The sequence below is a fragment of the Shewanella sp. 10N.286.52.C2 genome, assembly GCF_002874545.1.
GTDB lineage: Bacteria > Pseudomonadota > Gammaproteobacteria > Enterobacterales > Shewanellaceae > Shewanella.
The window spans coordinates 1-21,221 of record NZ_MCTV01000023.1 but is presented as its reverse complement, the minus strand read 5'-3'; the positions used below and the strand labels follow the sequence as shown (position 1 = coordinate 21,221).

At 42.2% G+C, this 21,221-nt stretch carries 12 protein-coding genes; 10 read left to right on the top strand and 2 right to left on the bottom strand.

The genetic code is table 11. The features are described from left to right. Positions 1–139 precede the first annotated feature (139 nt). A complete protein-coding gene (locus BCU94_RS09065) occupies positions 140–2,800 on the bottom strand; it encodes a glycoside hydrolase family 3 N-terminal domain-containing protein (protein ID WP_102476202.1) in 2,661 nt (886 codons plus the stop codon). Between the two features lie 77 nt (positions 2,801–2,877). After that, the gene (locus tag BCU94_RS09060; RefSeq protein WP_241900948.1) at positions 2,878–4,050 is read right to left on the bottom strand and encodes a sugar MFS transporter; all 1,173 of its coding nucleotides are present in this window, start codon (positions 4,048–4,050) and stop codon (positions 2,878–2,880) included. A gap of 397 nt (positions 4,051–4,447) precedes the next feature. Between BCU94_RS09060 and BCU94_RS09055 the strand changes: the two genes are divergently transcribed. The 10 genes from BCU94_RS09055 (at position 4,448) to BCU94_RS09010 (ending at position 21,150) form a co-directional block, all read left to right on the top strand. Beyond that, a complete protein-coding gene (locus BCU94_RS09055) occupies positions 4,448–5,779 on the top strand; it encodes a GH1 family beta-glucosidase (RefSeq protein ID WP_102476193.1) in 1,332 nt (443 codons plus the stop codon). 104 nt (positions 5,780–5,883) lie between these two features. Then, positions 5,884–7,203 (top strand): glycoside-pentoside-hexuronide (GPH):cation symporter, encoded by a 1,320-nt coding sequence (locus BCU94_RS09050; RefSeq protein ID WP_102476192.1) that lies wholly within the window; start codon positions 5,884–5,886, stop codon positions 7,201–7,203. 251 nt (positions 7,204–7,454) lie between these two features. Then, a complete protein-coding gene (locus BCU94_RS09045; protein WP_102439783.1) occupies positions 7,455–8,459 on the top strand; it encodes a LacI family DNA-binding transcriptional regulator in 1,005 nt (334 codons plus the stop codon). 718 nt (positions 8,460–9,177) lie between these two features. Continuing rightward, positions 9,178–12,195 carry a TonB-dependent receptor gene (locus BCU94_RS09040; protein WP_102476191.1) on the top strand — a complete coding sequence of 1,006 codons (3,018 nt, stop codon included), beginning with the start codon at positions 9,178–9,180 and terminating at the stop codon, positions 12,193–12,195. A gap of 222 nt (positions 12,196–12,417) precedes the next feature. Further along, positions 12,418–14,043, top strand: a complete 1,626-nt coding sequence (locus BCU94_RS09035; protein WP_102476190.1) for a tryptophan halogenase family protein — start codon at positions 12,418–12,420, stop codon at positions 14,041–14,043. 69 nt (positions 14,044–14,112) lie between these two features. After that, positions 14,113–14,838 carry a SapC family protein gene (locus BCU94_RS09030; protein WP_102476189.1) on the top strand — a complete coding sequence of 242 codons (726 nt, stop codon included), beginning with the start codon at positions 14,113–14,115 and terminating at the stop codon, positions 14,836–14,838. 55 nt (positions 14,839–14,893) lie between these two features. Beyond that, entirely contained in the window at positions 14,894–15,940 is a 1,047-nt protein-coding gene (locus BCU94_RS09025; protein WP_102476188.1) for a cupin-like domain-containing protein, read from the top strand. An 82-nt stretch (positions 15,941–16,022) separates the two neighbouring features. Next, positions 16,023–17,519 (top strand): tryptophan halogenase family protein, encoded by a 1,497-nt coding sequence (locus BCU94_RS09020; protein ID WP_102439778.1) that lies wholly within the window; start codon positions 16,023–16,025, stop codon positions 17,517–17,519. A 45-nt stretch (positions 17,520–17,564) separates the two neighbouring features. After that, positions 17,565–18,365 carry a DUF6445 family protein gene (locus BCU94_RS09015; protein ID WP_241904983.1) on the top strand — a complete coding sequence of 267 codons (801 nt, stop codon included), beginning with the start codon at positions 17,565–17,567 and terminating at the stop codon, positions 18,363–18,365. 133 nt (positions 18,366–18,498) lie between these two features. Then, positions 18,499–21,150 (top strand): glycoside hydrolase family 3 C-terminal domain-containing protein, encoded by a 2,652-nt coding sequence (locus BCU94_RS09010; RefSeq protein ID WP_241904982.1) that lies wholly within the window; start codon positions 18,499–18,501, stop codon positions 21,148–21,150. Positions 21,151–21,221: the final 71 nt, after the last annotated feature.

Below are 21,221 nucleotides of genomic sequence, written 5' to 3'. Positions count from 1 at the left end.
ATTCCAGCAAAATGCCCTACAAACTTAATTGTAAGATCAACGTCATTGGTGGATTAACATGCCCGCTAAGAGGATCTTAGCGGGCAACTCATTCAGGTTTGATAAATACTTAAACCTGAATGCCTACTGCCGCTAACGATTACTGCTCGTTAGTGGCACATGAAATAGTGGCTTGTTCAGCGCCATTTGGCACTATAACTAAATCACTAAAACTCACTTCTGCTGCGCCTACCGTTGACAGGTAAAACGGCGTATTGATTTTGCCAAAGTCTAGTTGCTTATCCTTAAAGCATTTCAAATCAACACTGATGGTTTGCCAAGTATCAATGGCGACGCTATTAAGCTGCTCGGTAATATCTACATCAGCGCGGCAATCTCTATCGCATGCCATACCCAGTAATAATGGCTGCTCAAGTTTGCTCGCTGTTTTAATCATTACGCTCAGCGCAGCATTGCTATCAGAGTAAGCTCGTAAATCCCGCGGGAAGTTACTAATTAACCCCACAAAGCCTAAACCTGAACCATTAAAACTAATTAAGCGGGCATCTTCTTGAACTTGCTTATCAAAGGTGCGCAGCGTAACCACATCATTAGACTGAATACTACTACTGACTGTATCCATTGACGTTTCTGTGCCTATCATCAAGCGCCAAGGTGCTTTTACAGCACGTTCAAATAATGGTAATGCTTCAAGCTTATCATCGGTAGCAAAGTTATCTTCAGATAAGGTGTTAGCGACCACATTACTCGGAACCTCAGTGTTGATGTCAGCGCCATAATGCAAGCCATAGCCATAGCCAAATAAAGGCGCGTAGTCTTTATCAAACACATTCACTTTGGTTTGTTGCGGGCGAGTCGGCCAAGAGAAAGACAATTTACCTGCAAAGTTTTCATTAACCTCGCCATTAGCTTGGCTCAATAACACTTGAGCCACCCCGTCACCTTCAGTACCAGGAAGCCAAGCAGCCACAAATGCATCAGATGCATTTAACTCAGCATTGACCCACATAGGACGGCCACTGATAAACACTGCTACCACAGGAATACCTTGGGCTTTAAGCGACTTTAGTAAAGCTAAATCACGTTTATCACCACGCTGATATTCAAGGTTATCAATATCACCATTGCCTTCGGCATAAGGCTCTTCACCAAATACCACAATCGCTACATCGGGCTTATTCGCAGCCTCAAATGCACCATCAACGCTTAACCAAGTTTGACCACCTGCAGCTTTAACCGTTTGCTCAATACCAGCATAAATTGAAGTTGCACCAGGAAAGTCTTCATTTAAGTTATCAGTACCCTGCCAAGTAATACTCCAGCCACCCGATTGCTTACCGATGTTATCTGCAGCATCACCTGCCACTAAGATTTTGGCACTAGGCGCAATAGGTAAAATGTTATTATTGTTTTTCAACAACACTAACGATTCTCGTACTGCCTGTCTGGCCACGTCGCGATGCTCTTTGGCACCAATTAACTCAGTTTTACCTGAAATGGCACGATTAGCAGGGCTTGGTTTTTCAAATAAACCAGCGCGGATTTTTACCCGTAAAATACGGCGAACCGCATCATCGATACGCGACTGGGCAATCACACCGTCTTTGACTTGGGCAATGGTATTTTCATACAAAGGCTTCCAAGCACTGGTTGGCACCATGTACACATCTAAGCCTGCATTCACCGCTTGCGCGCAAGACTCATTGGTACAACCTGCCACTTGTCCGTGACCATTCCAGTCACCAACCACAAAACCATCAAAGCCCATTTTGTCTTTTAATACATCGTTTAATAGATATTTATCGCCATGAATTTTACTGCCATGCCAACTATTAAATGATGCCATAACCGTTTGTGCACCTGCAGTTAAGCCGCCCACATAACCTTGGGCATGAATGTCAAATAACGCTTGCTCAGTAGCTAGATTATCGCCTTGGTCAATGCCTTTTTCTGTGCCGCCATCGCCAAGAAAATGTTTTACGGTTGAAATAACATGTTGGTCTGATAAAAAGTCTTCGCCAACGGCGCCCTGCAGGCCTTCAACAATTGAATGAGAGTATGACTTTACGATTTGTGGGTCTTCAGAATAACCTTCATAAGTACGACCCCAGCGGTCATCCCTTACAACGGCCACTGTTGGCGCAAATACCCAATCAATACCGGTTACCATGACTTCTTTGGCGGTAATGGCAGCTATTTGCTTAATTAACTCAGGATTATTGGCTGCGCCTAAACCGATATTGTGCGGGAATAAAGTCGCGCCAATCACATTGTTATGGCCATGGACTGCATCTGTGCCCCACATAGTAGGTATCGCAATACCATCTACACTGTCATCCATCGACGCTTGATACATTTTTTCAGCAAGTTCAATCCAGTCTGATGGCGTGGCATGTTTATCATCATTTGGATAAGCACCGCCGCCATTTAAATAAGAGCCGAAACCGTATTTACGCATATCTTCCACAGTAATGTCGCGAATTTCAGGCTGGATCATTTGCGCGACTTTTTGCTCTAAGGTCATGGTCGCCATCAGCTTATCGATACGCGTTTCAAGGACAAAATCTTTAGCAAATGGAATAGCAAGTGTTGGCCAAATATCAATATTGGTTGCCGCTGTTGCTTTTATGATAGAAGCTTGTGCCACAGTTTCCGCTGCGCTAGTAACTTCGCTACTAGACTCTGTCGTTACGGGTTTGACTTCATCTTGACCACACGCACTTAAGCCAACCAACACCGTCAAAACCTGCGCGGGCAGCGTTAATCGCTTAAATGTATTCATTGAGTTTACTGTTCTCATAATCACGCCTTTTAAAATCGTTTTTTTATGTAATTTGTTTATGTAAGTTTTTTGATACAAATCATACAGTTCTAAAATCAAACGCTTTGTGGTCGTGTAGCCTTGCTACCCACTAAGCCGTAATAAGCAATAAATGCATAACAAATTAACGGCAATGCAAAAGCTAATTGGATACCTAAGCTGTCAGCCATAATGCCCTGCAGTAATGGCACTATCGCGCCGCCGACAATAGCCAGGCACAACACCCCTGAACCTTGGCTGGTATATTGCTTTAAATCTTGTAGCGCTAAACTAAAGATGGTTGGGAACATAATCGAGTTACATAAGCCCACTAATAATAAGGCCCACATCGCCGTGGTGCCTTCTGCAAACATGGCAACAGCGACTAATAGCACGGCACAAGTGGCATTAAAGGCCAGCACTTTGCCGGCTGAGATTTTTTGCATTACCAGTGCGCCAATAAAGCGCCCCACCATTGCGCCGCCAAAATAATAGGCAATGTAGTTAGCCGCTTCAGCTTCAGTAAAGCCGCCAATATCTGGCTGAGTTAAAAAATTAATTAAAAAGCTGCCAATACCCACTTCTGCGCCGACATAAACAAAAATACCCACAGCCCCTAAGACTAAATGAGGATACTTCCAAGCACTGCCGCTACTTGTCCCTGGGGTATTTGTTGGTTTAATCCCTAACACTGGTAATTTTAAAATCATAAAGACAACCGCTAACACACATAAGGCGCCCGCTAACATCAAGTAAGGCACCTGAACGGTGCTGGCATGATGTACTGCTTCAATGGCAGGATCGCTGTTGTGAGTTAAGCTACTTAAAATTAACCAACTGCCAAAAAATGGCGCCACTGTGGTACCAAGAGAATTAAAAGCTTGAGTCATGGTTAAACGTGATGATGCGGTTTCAGCAGGACCTAAAGCACTGACATAAGGATTGGCTGCAACCTGTAAAATGGTAATGCCTGACGCTAACACAAAAAATGCGCTTAAAAACATCCAGTAAGATGCATAACTTGCTGAAGGGTAGAACATTAAACAACCAACACAAGCAATAGCTAAGCCGGTAACAATCCCTTTTTGATAACCAATTTTTCCCACCAAATGCCCTGCGGGAATTGAGACAATAAAATAGGCGCCGAAGAAACAAAACTGCACCAACATTGCTTGGGTGTAGTTAAGTTCGAACATATCTTTCAGGTAAGGAATAAGAATATCATTGAGGCAAGTTAAAAAGCCCCACATAAAAAATAATGACGTTAATGCCACCAGCGCAAAACGAAAATTTCCTGTTTGATGAACATTGCCAATATCACTATTGATTGGTTCAGCAACCCCATTTGAAGGTGCACTAGCCATAACATTTCCTCATTTATTGTTATTTATTTTGGGTAAATGACTATCAATTAAATTAACATTTTCATTGATAGGCACACCAAAGATTGTGTAAATCAATTATTGACCTTTTGTTAATTAATCACTAACCTCGATGTAAGCGCTTTCATTTTTAACATACCGATAACGAATGTCAACGATTTTTCGCAGTAAAAATCGGATTTTAAACTGCTAAGCACACTGAGACTCGCACTTTTAAGTCACTCTGACCTAAACACGCGAAAAACTTATTAAGCGAATGAAAAATATGAAAATATCTTTACCATCAAATTCAAAAATGCACACAAAAGAGTTCACTTTTGGGGTGGCAACCGCTTCTTTTCAAATTGAAGGCGCCGCCGATACCCGCCTCCCTTGCATATGGGATACCTTCTGTGCAACGGCCGGTAAAATTCGTGATGGTTCAGACGGGAAACACGCTTGTGAGCATGTGGCATTATTCAAAGATGATGTGCAATTAATCGAATCTTTAGGCGTTGATGCCTACCGATTATCAATTTCTTGGCCACGAGTCATTAAGCAAGATGGTAGCCTCAATCAACAAGGTGTCGACTTTTATATCAACTTAATTGATGAGTTAAATAGCCGCGGTATAAAGGTCTACGCCACCTTGTATCATTGGGACTTACCGCAGCATATTGAAGATCAAGGTGGCTGGCTCAATCGTCAAACCGCATACTTATTTGCAGACTACGCAGATAAAATCACCCAAGCTTTAGGTGACAAAGTCTATTCTTACGCCACCTTAAATGAACCTTTTTGCAGTTCATACTTAGGTTATGAAGTGGGTGTTCATGCCCCAGGGCTTGCCAGCAAAGCATTTGGCCGTCAATCAGCCCATCACTTATTACTGGCCCATGGCTTGGCTTTAAAGGTCATTCAACAAAATTGTCCTAATGCATTAAACGGTATCGTGCTTAATTTCACCCCTTGCTATCCATTAACTGACACTGATGCCGATATAAAAGCCGCTCAAACCGCCGATGATTATTTTAACCAGTGGTATATGAAGCCAATAATGGACGGTGAATACCCTGCAATTATTCATGATTTTGATGATGCAGATAAACCTGACATTCAAGCAGGTGACATGGAGATTATTAAGCAGCCACTGGACTTCTTAGGGATTAACTTTTATACCCGCGCAGTTTATAGCACTTGTGATAAAAATGAATTTGTTCAAGTTGATATGAAAGATGCCCCTAAAACCGATATAGGTTGGGAAATCTACCCAAGTGCATTTACTGACTTACTGACTAGTTTAAATAGTACATATACATTACCGCCTGTTTATATCACTGAAAATGGTGCCGCCATGGACGATAAAATTGTTAATAACCAAGTTGATGATTTAGATCGTCTTGAGTATTACCAAGCTCACTTAAACGCTGTAAATAATGCCATTAACCAAGGCGTTAATGTCGTCGGTTATTTCGCTTGGAGTTTAATGGATAACTTTGAATGGGCTGAAGGCTATTTAAAACGTTTTGGAATCGTGTATGTTGATTATCAAACTCAGCAGCGCACCATTAAAAGAAGTGGCTTAGCTTATCGCGACTTTATCAGTCAACGTCAATAAAGACTGTGGGTTAACTTTGCACCACATCTAAGTTAACTAGAACAATATTTAAAGCCGATAACTAAAAACAGCACAACCATAATAATGACCCGGAAGAGGTTCGCATGATTAGCGTTAAAGAAAAAATAGCCTATGGATTAGGTGATACCGCCAGCAATATTGTGTTTCAGACCGTAATGCTATTTTTAACTTTTTTCTATACTGATATTTTTGGCATTTCACCGGCCTTTGTCGGCACCATGTTCCTAGCAGTTAGGGTAATTGATGCGATTACCGATCCTTTGATGGGCGCCTTAACCGACAGAACCAATACCCGCTGGGGTAAGTTTAGGCCTTACTTACTGTGGTTTGCGCTACCCTTTGGATTAATCAGTGTGCTGGCTTTTACGACACCTGATTTAGCTGAAGAAGGCAAAATGATCTATGCCTTCGTCACTTACACTGCGTTAATGATGGTCTACACCGCCATTAACATTCCCTATTGCGCTTTGGGCGGAGTGTTAACTGCCGATCCTAAAGAGCGTGTGTCAGTACAATCTTATCGTTTTGTTTTTGCCATGCTAGGCGGATTAATGGTGTCAGGATTGACGCTACCATTAGTTGAGTTTTTCGGCCAAGGCGATCAAGCCAAAGGTTATCAGCTGACCATTGCCGCCATGAGTTTTCTTGGCGTGATCATGTTCTTACTGTGTTTTGTCGGCACCAAAGAGCGCTTACATCCTCCGCAAGATCAAAATTCGACGTTTAAAGCAGATTTCAAAAACCTATTAAAAAATGACCAATGGCGCGTGCTTTCTGTGGCAGCAATTTGCTTATTATCTGGCATGGTTTTAAAAACCAGTTTAGCGATTTATTACGTCAAGTATTACCTCAACTTACCAGACATGATCACCTGGTTTATTACTTTAGGCATGATTGGAAATATTTTCGGCTGTATTTTGGCGCAACCACTCGCTAAAAGAGTGTGTAAAGTAAAAGCCTATATCACCATTCAAATCATTGCCGCCATTTTATGCGTCGCCGCGTATTTTGTCTCAAGTGAGCAAGTGGAACTCGCCTTTGCGCTTTATATTCTATGGGGCTTTACCTTTAATATGGGTACCCCGCTACTATGGGCCAAAATGGCTGATGCGGTTGATTATGGCCAATTCAAAACTGGGGTAAGAATTACCGGGATGATTTATTCATCGGTTATTTTCTTCATCAAATTAGGGGTGGCAATTGGCGGTGCTGCTGCGGGTTGGTTACTGGCAATGTATGGCTATCAAGCTGATACTGAGTTAACTGAAACCACTAAACAGGGCATTTTAATTTCATTTACCTTATACCCTGCTATTGGCTCAATTATCGTGGCTGTGGTTATGCGCTGGTACACTCTTGATAATCAGGAAGTTGAAAGAGTGCATTTAGCCATCACTAAATAAATAGCTAAATAAGAAGTAGTTAACTAATTAGCTACTTCGAGATATTGAATATCGTTAACTGCTTCTCGATAATGATGAATACAAATATCAATATAAAATCCGTATTGCTGAAGGTTTAAGGCTTTATTGCCACATAAAATAAAGAATTAAGCACTAAGTGAAGGTTTTTTTAGTGATTATGCTAAATAGTTCATGGTAGGCTAATCGCCGCTTAAATGATTATCTAATACGGAAAGCTTAAATAGGGATATATGGCAACAATATATGATGTATCTGTCTTGGCGGGTGTTTCACTTGCGACTGTGTCGCGAGTGATGAATAACAACACCAAAGTCAGCGACAAGACCAAACAAAAAGTATTAAGCGCAATGGAGCAATTGGGTTATCGACCTAACTCTATCGCGCAGTCATTAGCATCTAACCGCTCAAACAGTATTGGGGTGTTAGTGTCTCAATTAGATGGCCCCTATTACGGCCCTATGATGACCGAAATTGAAACAGCCCTCAGAACGGCCAATAAACACGTTATTATTGCCGCTGGTCATAGTGTCGAATCCCAAGAAAAAGAAGGCGTTGAGTTTTTAATGAGTCGCGGTTGTGATGCGTTAATTCTTGATGTTGAAGCTGTAGACGATGACTACCTTATAAAGCTTTGCCAAGGCCCAACGCCCATTGTACTAATTAACCGCTACATTGAAGAAATCAGTGATGCCTGCGTTTACTTAGATAATGAACTGGGTGGCTATTTAGCCACTAAACACATTCTCAGCCATGGACATAAAGCTATTGCTTATATCTCAGGCCCTAAATTTAAACTCGATGCCAAGGACCGCTTGCGTGGCCATCAACGGGCATTAACAGAATTTGATCTCAAGTTTGATGAGCAATTGTGCTTTGAGGGTGACTTTAAAGAGCACAGTGGCAGTTTGGCGATGGAACACTTACTGAGCGTCAATAAACCCTTTACTGCTGTGGTATGTGCCAATGACCAAATGGCCTCTGGTGCTATTGCTGTTTGTCTTGAACGCGGCATGAAGATCCCCCAAGACTTATCTTTTGTGGGTTACGATAATATTCCTTTCCCGCAATATATCTCCCCGAAGCTCACCACGGTTAATAACCCAATCCACGAAATGGGTAAAATGGCGGCATTTTGGGTATTAAAACATGTTTATAATAATACCAGCGCCAATGTAGAAAATACCTTTACTCCTCAGCTGGTGGTTAGAAACTCTGCGACAGCGCCAATCAAATAGATGGTAACTAAAGCACTGCATATTAATTGTTATCAGTGGTGATTTAGCCACTGATACAACTGGGTTATAACCCTCCTAGTACCCGCACACGCTCATCTTTTAAACCTATAAGTCAGCAATCCTCAATAGTAAGCTCATTAATCGTCAGCCCTATCGCTAATGCTGCCTGCCAAATACCGTTTTTATCGCTGCAATTGCGGCATTTTTTGAGCTTTTTAATTATCAATCTAGATTACTCTTTTTACTCTCTAACAGCCTAATTAACTGATAAAAATCCCCCCTAAAGCCAAGCTAAACACTGTTCACTAAAGCTGCAATTGTACGTTTTTAAGAATCAGCTTCCATTTATGGCAATAAACAGCTCCCCAAGCACATATTTTTACAAATTTATGTAAGCGCTATCACAAAAAATATTTTTATCTAACTATTTTAAAAAAGCAATAGAAACACAATTTACCAGATTAATAACAATAACTTACTGGAAACCCCTAACATTTTCACAAAAAAACACGGTTAATGAGTTGTAATCTTTATGCTAAATAATGTTGACGCTGTTAACAAATTAATCTAGTTTTATGTAAGCGCTTACATAGTGTTTTACACAAAGCCTTAACCAAGCGCTAACAAAATGATGAATAAAGAACGTTACGAATTAATCGTAACCCGAATAAAAAATCAGAGAGTAGTAGCCTGAATTCGAAGTCGAGGGGAGACTTAGATGAAACCTAGAACATTTAGAAAAACCAGAATTGCCACTAGCTTGTCGGTAGTACTGAGCGCAAGTACCATGATGCCAGCATTTGCAGCAGATGAAGTTGTTGCCGATGAAAACATCGAAGTACTTAAGGTCACTGGTATCCGTGGTAGCTTAATTAAATCGATGGATTTAAAACGCAGCTCTAACGGTGTTGTTGATGCAATTAACGCAGAAGATATTGGTAAGTTCCCGGACAGTAACTTAGCAGAGTCTTTACAACGTATTACTGGTGTATCAATTGACAGACAAAACGGTGAAGGTAGCCGTGTTTCTGTGCGTGGTTTTGGCGCCGACCAAAACTTAGTGATGCTCAATGGCCGTCAAATGCCTGTGACAACCGGTTCTCGTTCATTTGATTTTGCCAACATTGCCTCAGAAGCCATTAGCGCTGTTGAAGTTGAAAAAACTAGCCAAGCTAAAAACTCAACTGGTGGTATTGGCGCAACAATCAATGTTCTAACTCATCGCCCTTTAAGTTCTCCTGGTTTAAAAGCCAGTTTCGGCGTGAAAGCCGTAGATGATACTTCAACTGATGAAGGCTCTATTACGCCTGAACTTTCTGGTATTTACTCAAATACCTTTGCTGATGGCAAATTTGGTATTTCAATTTCAGCCAGTTATCAAGAACGTGAAAGTGGTAACCAGCAAGCCCAAGTGGGTACCGGCTGGCGCAGTTTCCCTGGTATTGTTGACCAAGATTGGGGTGGCAGTAATGCTGAGTGGGGCGGCGTACCAAAAGATGATAATCAAATAAACCGACCTGGTGAAGGCGATGTTTACTCGGTACCACAAACAACTGTGTACCGTTTTGAAGAGCAACAACGCGCTCGTACCAACGGTCAGTTAGTATTGCAGTACGAACCAATCGATTCTCTTCGTGCTACGTTAGATTACACTTACATGCAAAACGATATCGATACTCAATCACATGATGTTTCGGCATGGTTTAACTTTGTTCCAACGCAAGAAAGTACTTGGTCTGATGGGCCAGTATCTTCACCACTGGTTTATTCTGAAATCTATCCTGATGGCGGCGCTGATTTATCTATGGCGGCGGGCGATTATGGCACCCGTGATGAAAGTGGTTCAATTGGCTTTAACTTAGAGTGGGATGCAACTGATAACTTATTCTTATCACTTGATTACCATAGCTCTGAAGCTGAGCGTTCACCGAACAATAAAAACGGTAGTAGTAGTAACTTAAGTACAGCAGCATTTATTCGTACTAGTGCGGCAACTGACTTTACTGGTGATGTGCCTGTGCTTGCTGTTGGTGGTGGTAATCAAGTTCGCCCAGAAGACATGCGCGTAACTGGTTCGGTATTTGGTAATGCTCGTAACAAGTCTGAAATCGAGCAACTACAAATTAATGGTACTTACATCTTTGAAGAAGCCGGTAGCATTGACTTTGGTATTGCAGCAACTGACGTAAACAACCATTCGCAATCTGTAAACGTACAACGTAATGACTGGGGCGGCGTTGGCGCTGAAGGTGACTTTGACCCAGCTTGGTTCCCAGCAGGCAGCGTGCAAGATAAATTTGACGGTTCACAAGGTGACTTCTCAGATTATCAAGGTTCAGCATCTATTGACCCACAAGATGTTATTTTCTTATGGGACTTTGAAGCTGTTCGTGCTCGCGCCGCTGAATTGTATGGTTCTACTGCTGTTGGTGATTGTGGCAATGGTTTCTGCCCATCAACAGATTATGCCAGCGATACCGACCGCTTTACACAAGAAGAGTCTCAATCAGCTTATATCCAATATAACTACGAAGGAGACATCGGTGACATGCCATTTGATGTGCATGTGGGTGTGCGTTACGAGCAAACAGATGTTGAATCTAAATCAGCAGTTTCATCTTACGATCAAGCGACTTGGATAGCTGAGACAGAAATTGCCCTACAAAGTACCACTACTGACAATCGTGTATTCCAAACTCAAAAAGGTGATTACGATTACTTCTTGCCAAGCTTTAACTTCAATATTGAAGTGGTAGAAGATGTCATGTTACGTGCGGCATACAGTGAAACAATTGGTCGCCCTGATTATACCTCGATTCAAGGTGGTACCACAGTTGGCACCCTTGCAAACCGCGGCGGTGGTAGCGGCTCTACAGGTAACCCAAGCTTATTACCGTTAGAGTCTGAAAATATCGATTTTTCTGCTGAATGGTACTACGCTGATGCAAGTTATGTTTCTGTAGGTTACTTCCGCAAAGATGTAACTAACTTTATTGATAATAGCCCTGTTAACTCAGATATTTACAGTATTCCAGACCCATCAAATGGGGTTTATGTTCAAGAAGCGATTGCTGCAGGTCAAGTGACAGCAATTGACCAGCGTCAGTGGATTTATGACACCTACGGTGCAACTGATCCAAACGTTACTCTAAACCCTGATAATGGCAATATTGAAATCACCGGTAACCCTGGTGACCCAAGTGTTAACTTTGTTATTAATACTCCAGCTAACAGCAGTCAAAGCTCTGTAATTGATGGTTGGGAATTTGCAGTTCAGCACTTCTTTGGTGAGTCAGGCTTTGGTTTACAAGCTAACTACACTTTAGTGAATGCGGGTGATGATTTTGATAATACTAACTTAGGCCGTCCAGATAGCGCCACTCGCGCTGCAGACGCTGGACAGAATGTATTAACCAACATCAGTGATACTGCCAACATTGTTGCTATGTATGAAGACTATGGTTTCTCAGCACGTTTAGCGTGGAACTGGCGTGATGAGTTCTTAAACTCTACCGGCAATGATACTGGTGCTAACCCCACTTATACTGAAGAATACTCACAACTTGATTTTAATATCGGTTATGACATTGCGGCAGTAGAAGGCTTAACCGTGTTCTTCGAAGGTCTTAATATTACCAACGAAAACACCCGTACCCATGGTCGTTCGTACACAGAAGTACTTAACTACACCCAAACTGGGGCACGTTATAGCTTAGGTGCGCGTTACACATTCTAATGTGTATGTAAATCTATCAAAAAGTAAGGTCGTTTGAGGTGACCCCATGGTCACCTCTTTTTTTAAGCTACATCCATTAGCAACAAGGACGTTGCACTTTTTTATCAAACTACTGAATACAGATTTCACTAACTATCCCTTGTAAGTGACTGAAAATTATTCGATGCTGTTTAAGTTAACAACTAAGCCTTAAAGATATTAATAAAAACAATAGGCCCTTTTATGGAACAAGCGATAAATCATATAGTCATTGTCGGTGGCGGCACTGCAGGTTGGATTACAGCAGGTATTCTGGCTGCTGAACATAATGCTGATAATGGCAAACTATCGCCCTCTCCCAAGCTCAACATTACCCTGATAGAATCCCCTGATGTTGCCACGATTGGCGTTGGCGAAGGCACTTGGCCTTCAATGCGCACCACCTTAAAAAAAATCGGTATCAGTGAAACAGAATTTTTAATCAGTTGCGATGCCACCTTCAAGCAAGGTTCACGGTTTATTAATTGGACCCATTCGCTGACTGAAAACCACAGCAATAACCCAAACAATAGTCCAAGCAATAGTCCAAGCAATAAAAGCAGCGATCATTATCTACACCCGTTTAGCCTGCCGATGGGCACTAACGAAATTGATTTATGCCCCTATTGGTTACCCCACCGTGACCAAGTCAGCTTTGCTGATGCTGTCGGTCAGCAAAACCAACTGAGTCAGCTATTTTTAGCGCCTAAGCAAATAACCACTGCTGAGTATCAATTTCAAAATAATTACGGTTACCATTTAAACGCCGGTAAATTTAGTCAACTGCTACAAAAGCATTGCACTGAAAAACTCGGCGTCAGCCATATACGCGATCACGTCACGGCTATTCATAAAAAAGACAACGGCGACATTGGCTATTTAGCCACTAAACACTCAGGTGAAATTGCAGCTGACTTATTTGTTGATTGCACTGGGGTGAAATCATTACTTTTGGGCGAGCAACTTGAAGTGCCATTCATTTGCCAAAAGGCAGTGTTATTTAATGACTCAGCCCTAGCGGTACAAGTCCCCTACCCTGAGCCTGAAACAGATATCGCTTCATGTACCCATTCAACCGCGCAAACTAATGGCTGGATTTGGGATATCGGCTTACCCACACGCCGCGGTGTTGGACATGTGTACTCGTCGAGTCATACAACGCAAGCTGAGGCGGAGCAACAACTGATCGATTATCTAAAACCGACCGCGGGGTTAGATGTTGATAATCTCAACATTAGAGCGCTTTCCATCGCCCCAGGTCATAGGCAGGTGTGCTGGAAAAACAACTGTATGGCTATTGGTATGGCTTCAGGCTTTATTGAGCCCTTAGAGGCATCGGCATTAGCCTTAGTTGAATGGAGCGCTAATACCCTTGCGCAGCAACTCCCTGCTAACCGTCAGGTGATGGATATTGTATCGGCTAGAGTGAATAAGCGTTTTCAGCAACATTGGCAACAAATTATCGAGTTTTTGAAATTGCATTATGTGCTGAGTAAACGCAGTGACAGTGACTATTGGCATGATCATCGTGAATCATCCACCATTCCTGATAGCTTGCAAGAGCAGTTACAACTATGGCAGACCCAGCCTCCAAGCCGTCATGACATTCAACATACTGATGTGCTGTTTCCGGCTGCGAGCTTTCAATTTGTGCTTTACGGAATGGGCTTTGAAACACAAATGCCAAACCAATTAAAACCTTCTTTACAAAATAGAGCTCAGCAATTATTTGCCGACAATATCAAACGTACCCAAGGTTTAAAGCAAGTATTACCGAGTAATCGAGAATTACTTAATAAAATCCAACAATATGGGTTATCTCGTATTTAGCACCCAACCCATTGATAAATTATAACGACAACATAAACAGCAATGACTGTACTTGATTAGGATGTCAGCATGAACAAACCAGTATTACTCAATAGCGTCGACCACAAAGATTTGAAAATCATCACTGAGCGCTCAGCAAAGTACGGTGATAATTTATGGTACACGGTAACTTTCCCGTTAGAATTTCGCAGTGTGCAGGCTAATTATCCGATCTTTTTTCAAAAAGACAGCCAAACGGGTCAATTCTATTCGGTGGCGTTATTTGGCTTCCAACACAAAGAAAACCTGTACTTACAAGATGGTAAATGGAATGCATCATATATCCCACTAACCGTGCGTCGTCAGCCATTTCTAATTGGTCAACAAAAAGTGACTGAAGATGGCGTTGAGCAGGTGCAACGAGTGATCCACCTCGACCCTAACCACCCTCGGATCAATGAAACTGAAGGCGAAGCCTTATTTTTCCCTTATGGTGGTAATACCCCCTATTTAGATGAAGTAGGCGATATGCTTGAGGCGATTCACCATGGTTTAAGTGACAGTAAACAGTTCATCGATACCTTAATCAAATTAGAATTACTGGAGTCTTTCACCCTAGATGTGCAATTAGATAATGGTGAAAAACATCAAATGATTGGTTTTTATACCATTAATGAAGACACCTTAGCGGGGTTATCAGCAGAAGTGCTTGGCGAGTTGCATCAACATGGCTATCTCAATGCCATCTATATGGCGCTGGCATCACAATCTAATATCAGACAATTACTTAATTTCAAAAATGCCCAAAACAGCTAAATCTCATTAAATTGAATTTACAACAAAAATTAAGTTCTTGATAGGATGTAAGGTAATGAGCATGGCACTAAATCAGACAGCAAAGCAGACGGTAAAAGTCATAGATGATTGTCCATTAGAAGATATTCAAGCTGTGATTGAGGCAATGAATATTGAAAACACCGTTCAGCCCGTTATCTTTAAAGGTGCTTGCCGCAATTGGCCGCTGGTTCAGGCAGGTTTAGATTCTGCTAAATCAGCCGCTGACTACCTGTTGTCTTTTTATCAAGAAACGCCGGTTACTGCCTATTATGTTGCGCCTGAACATAAAGGCAGAGTTTTTTATAATGAGCAGGTCAATGGCTTTAATTACCAAGCCAGCCAACTCAACTTAAGACAAGTGATTGATAAGTTATTTGCCCACCAAGATGATCAATTGCCGCCAAGTATTTATATGGGCTCCACCGAGATAAACCATTTTTTGCCCGGACTTGCGGCTGAAAATAGCGTTAATATCGACCCCATAAAACCACTCACCAGTGTCTGGCTTGGTAATCAATCTCGCATCGCTGCCCACTTTGATTTTCCACAAAACCTCGCTTGTAATGTTGTCGGAAAACGCACCTTTACTCTTTTCCCACCTGAACAGGTGGCCAATTTATATATTGGCCCGATGGAGTTTGCCCCCGGCGGGCAAGAAATTAGCATGGTGGACTTCGATAATCCTGACTTTGAGCGTTTCCCTAAATTTACCCACGCATTAGCGGCCTCACAAACCGCTGAATTAGAAGCTGGTGACGTACTCTATGTTCCAAGTATGTGGTGGCACCATGTGGCGGGTAATCAAGCCTTTAATGTGCTTATTACCCACTGGTGGCGTGACAGTCCAGGTTATTTAGGTAGACCCAATAATGCCCTAGCCTTGGCGATGCTGAGTTTACGCTCATTACCAAAAGCGCAGCGCCAAGCATGGAAAGCCATGTTTGAGCATTATGTTTTTGACCATGATGACGACGATGTAGCGCACATCCCTAAAGAGGCTCAAGGGATGCAAACCAAACCGCTAGATGAGCTCAATGCACGTAAATTAAGAGCTGATTTAATCAATAAATTAAAACGCTAACCGCTTTTGCCAAGCAACTTATTTTAGCAAATACGTCTTTAATATCATGACATTACAAGCAAATACAGTTTAAGGAATGCCAATGAACATACCAAATAAACCCATTAAAAAGGTCGTCATCGCCGGTGGCGGCACCGCAGGTTGGATGACAGCTGCGGCATTAACTAAGTTATTAGGTAAAAACCTTGAAGTAGTATTAGTTGAGTCTGATGAAATCGGTACTGTGGGTGTCGGTGAAGCAACCATCCCAACACTGCATATTTTTCATCGCTTATTAGGCATTAAAGAACAAGATGTCATGGCGGCCACCAATGCTACCTTTAAACTGGGCATTTCTTTTGAAAACTGGCATGACGTCGGCAAAGATTATATTCACTCATTTGGTTTTTTAGGCAAAGATTGCTGGGCTTGTGGCTTTCAACATTTTTGGCTTAAGGGTCAGCAACGTGGGCTAGTCAGTGAAATTGGTGATTATTGCACCGAACATTTGGCCGCCCGCGAAGGTCGATTTGCCGTGTTACCTAATCAAGATTACAACCATGCCTATCATATGGATGCCAGCTTATACGCCAAGTTCTTGCGGGTTATTGCAGAGCAGCACGGTATTAAGCGTATTGAAGGCAAAATATCAGCGGTACAGCAGCACCATGATAATGGCCATATCAGCGCGTTAACACTGATGTCAGGTGAAGTGATTGAAGGTGACTTATTTATTGATTGTACCGGCTTTAAGGCCTTATTAATCGAGCAAACCCTTAATGCAGGTTTTGATGACTGGAGCCATTGGTTACCTTGTGATAGCGCCATTGCGGTGCAAACAAAAACCACCAGCAAGCCCATTCCCTATACTCGTTCAATTGCCCGAGAATCCGGCTGGCAGTGGCGCATCCCGCTACAAAGCCGCACTGGCAACGGTATTGTGTTTTGCAGTAAATACATCAGTGATGATGAAGCTAAAGCCACCTTAATGGAAAACATTGAAGGTGAACCATTAACTGAACCACGAGTGATAAAGTTCCGCACCGGTAGTCGCCGTAAAACCTGGGATAAAAACTGTGTCGCTATTGGTCTTTCTTCTGGCTTTTTAGAGCCTCTAGAGTCCACCAGCATTCATTTAATTCAGCGCGGTATTGTACGTTTACTGCAAATGTTCCCTTCACAAGGCATTGTTGAAGAAGATATCAATGAGTTTAACCAACAGACTCGCACAGAAACCGAGAATATTCGTGACTTCATTATCTTGCATTATAAAGTCACTGACAGAGTCGATACACGTTTTTGGCGTCATTGTAAGAGCATGGACGTACCTGCCTCATTGCAACATCGTATCGATATGTTTGATGCTTCAGGTAAAGTCTACAAACACGGTAATGAGTTATTTGGTGAAAGCTCTTGGATACAAGTAATGATGGGCCAAGGTCTAGCGCCGAAACAATATCACCCGATTGTGGATATGATGGAAGATGCAGAACTTGAAAGCTTCTTAGGCAATATCAAAGCAAAAGTGAAACACAAAGTGGCTAATTTGCCTGATCATTATGAGTTTGTGCAGCATTACTGCAAATCAAAAATGCTTTAACTCATTCTAATCGCTTGATAGGTATAGATAACGGATCCGCATATTATGGTCGATGTAACATCAGCAGCACCTAAGTCAGATAAACATATGCCAGATAAACATATGCCAGATAAACATAAGCCGGCTGGCAGCAATAACTTAAATGCTATGGTGCTGGTCAAAAAGCCCATCAAGCCACAAGTGGTTTATATCGGTGAGTTAAAAACACCGGTGATTGTGATTGATGACTTTACTGCTGATGTATCTGAGCTTCAGGCCTGTGCTCGCCAAATTGATTTCAATCTCGATATGGGGTCTTACTACCCTGGTGTGCGGGCAAAATTACCTAAAGACTATGTTATTGAAGTGCTTAATCATATATTCCAGCTAATTTATGATGTGTACAAGGTGCCAACCAATTTACGAATTAAGCCTCAAGCGACCTATTTTTCGTTAATTAACCGTCAGCCAGAAAGCTTAACCACCTTGCAGCGGATCCCCCACTTTGATACCCCTGCGCCCTACTATTTTGCCATTTTACAATATTTGAACGACCAGCCCCACGGCGCCACGGCGTTTTTTAAACATAAACCCAGTGGTTTTGAACGTATTACTCAACAAAACATGCAGCAATATTTTAATGCTGCCGAGCCCTATTTACAGCAAATAGCCCCTAAACCTGCCAAGTATTTTGTTGAAAGTAACGCCTATTATCAGCAACATCATCAAATTGAATACAAGCAACACCGTTTGGTGATTTACCCCGGTAACCTATTACACTCGACCTTGGTAAACCTTGATACTGACATTGACAGTAATCCTGATACTGGTCGGCTAACCGCCAATATTTTTATCAATATTGAATAATATCTACAGTAATTATCCGCCAAGTCAGTGATTGAACAAGCCGTATGCCTTAATACCTAACAAACTAACATTGTACAAACGAGTACATGACTAAAACATTAATAGCAAAAGCCAATCCAGCAAGGAGCCTGTGATGACACTGAAAACACCAACAGCTATGAAAGGGCTTACAAAAAAGGTTCAGCTAGCGTTAACACTTACTGCGGCTGCAACAAGCCTTATCAGTGTTTCAACAAATGTTGTTGCATCTTCGGTGAATGCCTCATCACAGTCTCAAGCTTCATCACAAACTCATGCCTTATCGGTTTTATCAATAAGTGAACAACAACGCTTACAACATCGTTTGTCCAATGTAGAAGCTGAAATTGAGCGCCTTTTACCGCAGCTTACTTTAGAAGAAAAAGTTTCACTGGTGCACGCTGGCGGTAAATTTCATATCCCTGCTATTGAGCGATTAAATATTCATGAAATGTGGATGTCAGATGGCCCCCATGGCGTCCGTTATGAAATTGACCGAAACTCATGGGCGCCTGCTGGCTGGACCAATGACTACTCCACTTACTTGCCGCCATTAACCGCTGTTGCAGCAAGTTGGGACCCGCACATGGCAAGCTTACACGGCAATGTTTTAGGCGCCGAAGCCCGTCATCGCAACAAAGATTTAATCCTCGGCCCTGGGGTTAATTTAGCCCGTTTACCTTTGTATGGGCGTAACTTTGAATACATGGGTGAAGACCCCTTTTTGGCAGCCGCACTAGTAGTGCCGACAATTAAAGCCATTCAAGCCAATGATATAGGCGCCACTGCCAAGCATTATGCCCTTAACACGCAAGAGTTAAACCGCACAGGCGTTAACGCCATACCCGATGAGCGTACCTTACGAGAAGTGTATTTACCGGCATTTGAAGCCGCAGTAAAGCTCGCTAATGTGCACGCGATTATGGGCGCTTATAATGAATTTCGTGGTACTAATGCTAATCAAAGTAAGCATCTCATTAAAACCATTTTAAAAGGTGAATGGGGCTACGAAGGCGTGCTTCTCACAGATTGGAATGTTGATATCAATACCTATGACGCCGCCATGAATGGCCTTGATATCGAAATGGGTACTGACGTAGCCAGTTACGATGATTACTTTTTAGCAAAGCCACTATTAGAGATGATCAAAGCGGGCAAAGTGCCTGAAGCGGAATTAGACGATAAGGTTCGCCGTATTCTAAGAGTTCAGCTCAGTATCGGTATGATGGATAAACAACGTTTATCAGGCGAGCGCAATACCCAGGCCCATCGTGATGATGCAAGAACCATAGCAACCAACGGTGTGGTACTGTTAAAAAATGATAATCGCGTATTGCCACTGGATAGCAACAAGGTAACAAACATTCTGGTTTTAGGCCCTAATGCCGATAAGCGTCATGGTTTCGGTGGCGGCTCATCAGAAGTCAAAGCCCTATATGAAATAAGCCCACTTGATGGTCTTAAAGCTAAGTTTGAGCAAGCAGGAAGCAAGGTAAAGATTGAACATATGCGCCCTGCCAGTAGTCAATTTATGCCCATTCCCAATGATTACCTCACCACACGACATTGGACTGGCACGCCGTCATGGCAGATTAATTACTTTACCGATACCAAGATGGAGCAATTAAGCAGTGAATCATGGATTGCAGACCCACAGTTTGATTCCAAGGGCAAAGCGCAAATCATCGAAATCAAAGCTAACATTAAGCCAATGGAAACGGGCAACCATACCTTAAAGATTAAAGGTAGCGGCACAGTATCGTTAACCATTAATGATAACCGCTTAGTCAGCAGTACTCAGGTCACTGATGCAAAAGTGTTAAGCCAAGATATCAAGCTAACCGCAGATGAAACCTATGCATTTAGCCTAACTTATCAAGGTGATGAAACCGTCACTTTAGGCTGGGAAACACCTAACAACTTATATAACACAGAAAAAGAATATCTCGCCGCAGCGAAAAACGCTGATGCAGTAGTTTATTTTGGTGGTTTGAGCCATGCTGATGATCGTGAATCTATTGATCGCCCTGATATGAAGTTGCCAGGTCAACAAGATGAAATTATCGCTAAGCTATTAACAGCTAACCCAAATACCGTGGTATTTATGATTGGAGGCTCAGCGGTAGAAATGCCATGGGCAGATGATGCCAATGCTGTGTTATGGGGCTGGTATGGCGGTATGGAAGCTGGACATGCTTACGCTGACATCCTATTTGGTGATGAAAACCCCAGCGGAAAGATGCCGATAACATTACCGAAAAAACTCGCTGATACCGCGCCAATTGCCCTAAATGATTATAACGAAAAGGAATCACGTTATAGCGAAGGTGTATTTATTGGTTATCGCTGGTTCGAGCAACAAAATATCACCCCACAATTTCCTTTTGGCCACGGTCTATCCTATAGCGATTTCACCTACTCAGACATTCAACTTTCAACTGATAATATCAAAGCTGATGACACGATTACTGTTACTGCAACAATAACCAATAGCAGTAACATCGCTGGCGCTGAAGTGACTCAGTTATATTTGCATGATCTTAACGCCAGTGTCCCGCGACCTGCCAAAGAGTTAAAAGGCTTTAGTAAAGTGTGGTTAAAAGCCGGTGAAAGCAAACAAGTGAGTTTCAACTTAACCACACGAGACTTATCTTTTTGGGATATAAAAACCAATGATTGGCTCGCTGAAACCGGTGAGTTTGAAGTGATGATTGGCGCGTCTGTCGCTGATATAAAGTTGCGTAAAAAGTTTACCTACACGCAGTAGCAAGCTGAATTAAATAACGACAACTGATAGATATAAAGGGTGAGCAAATAGTTATATATAGTAACTTAAAG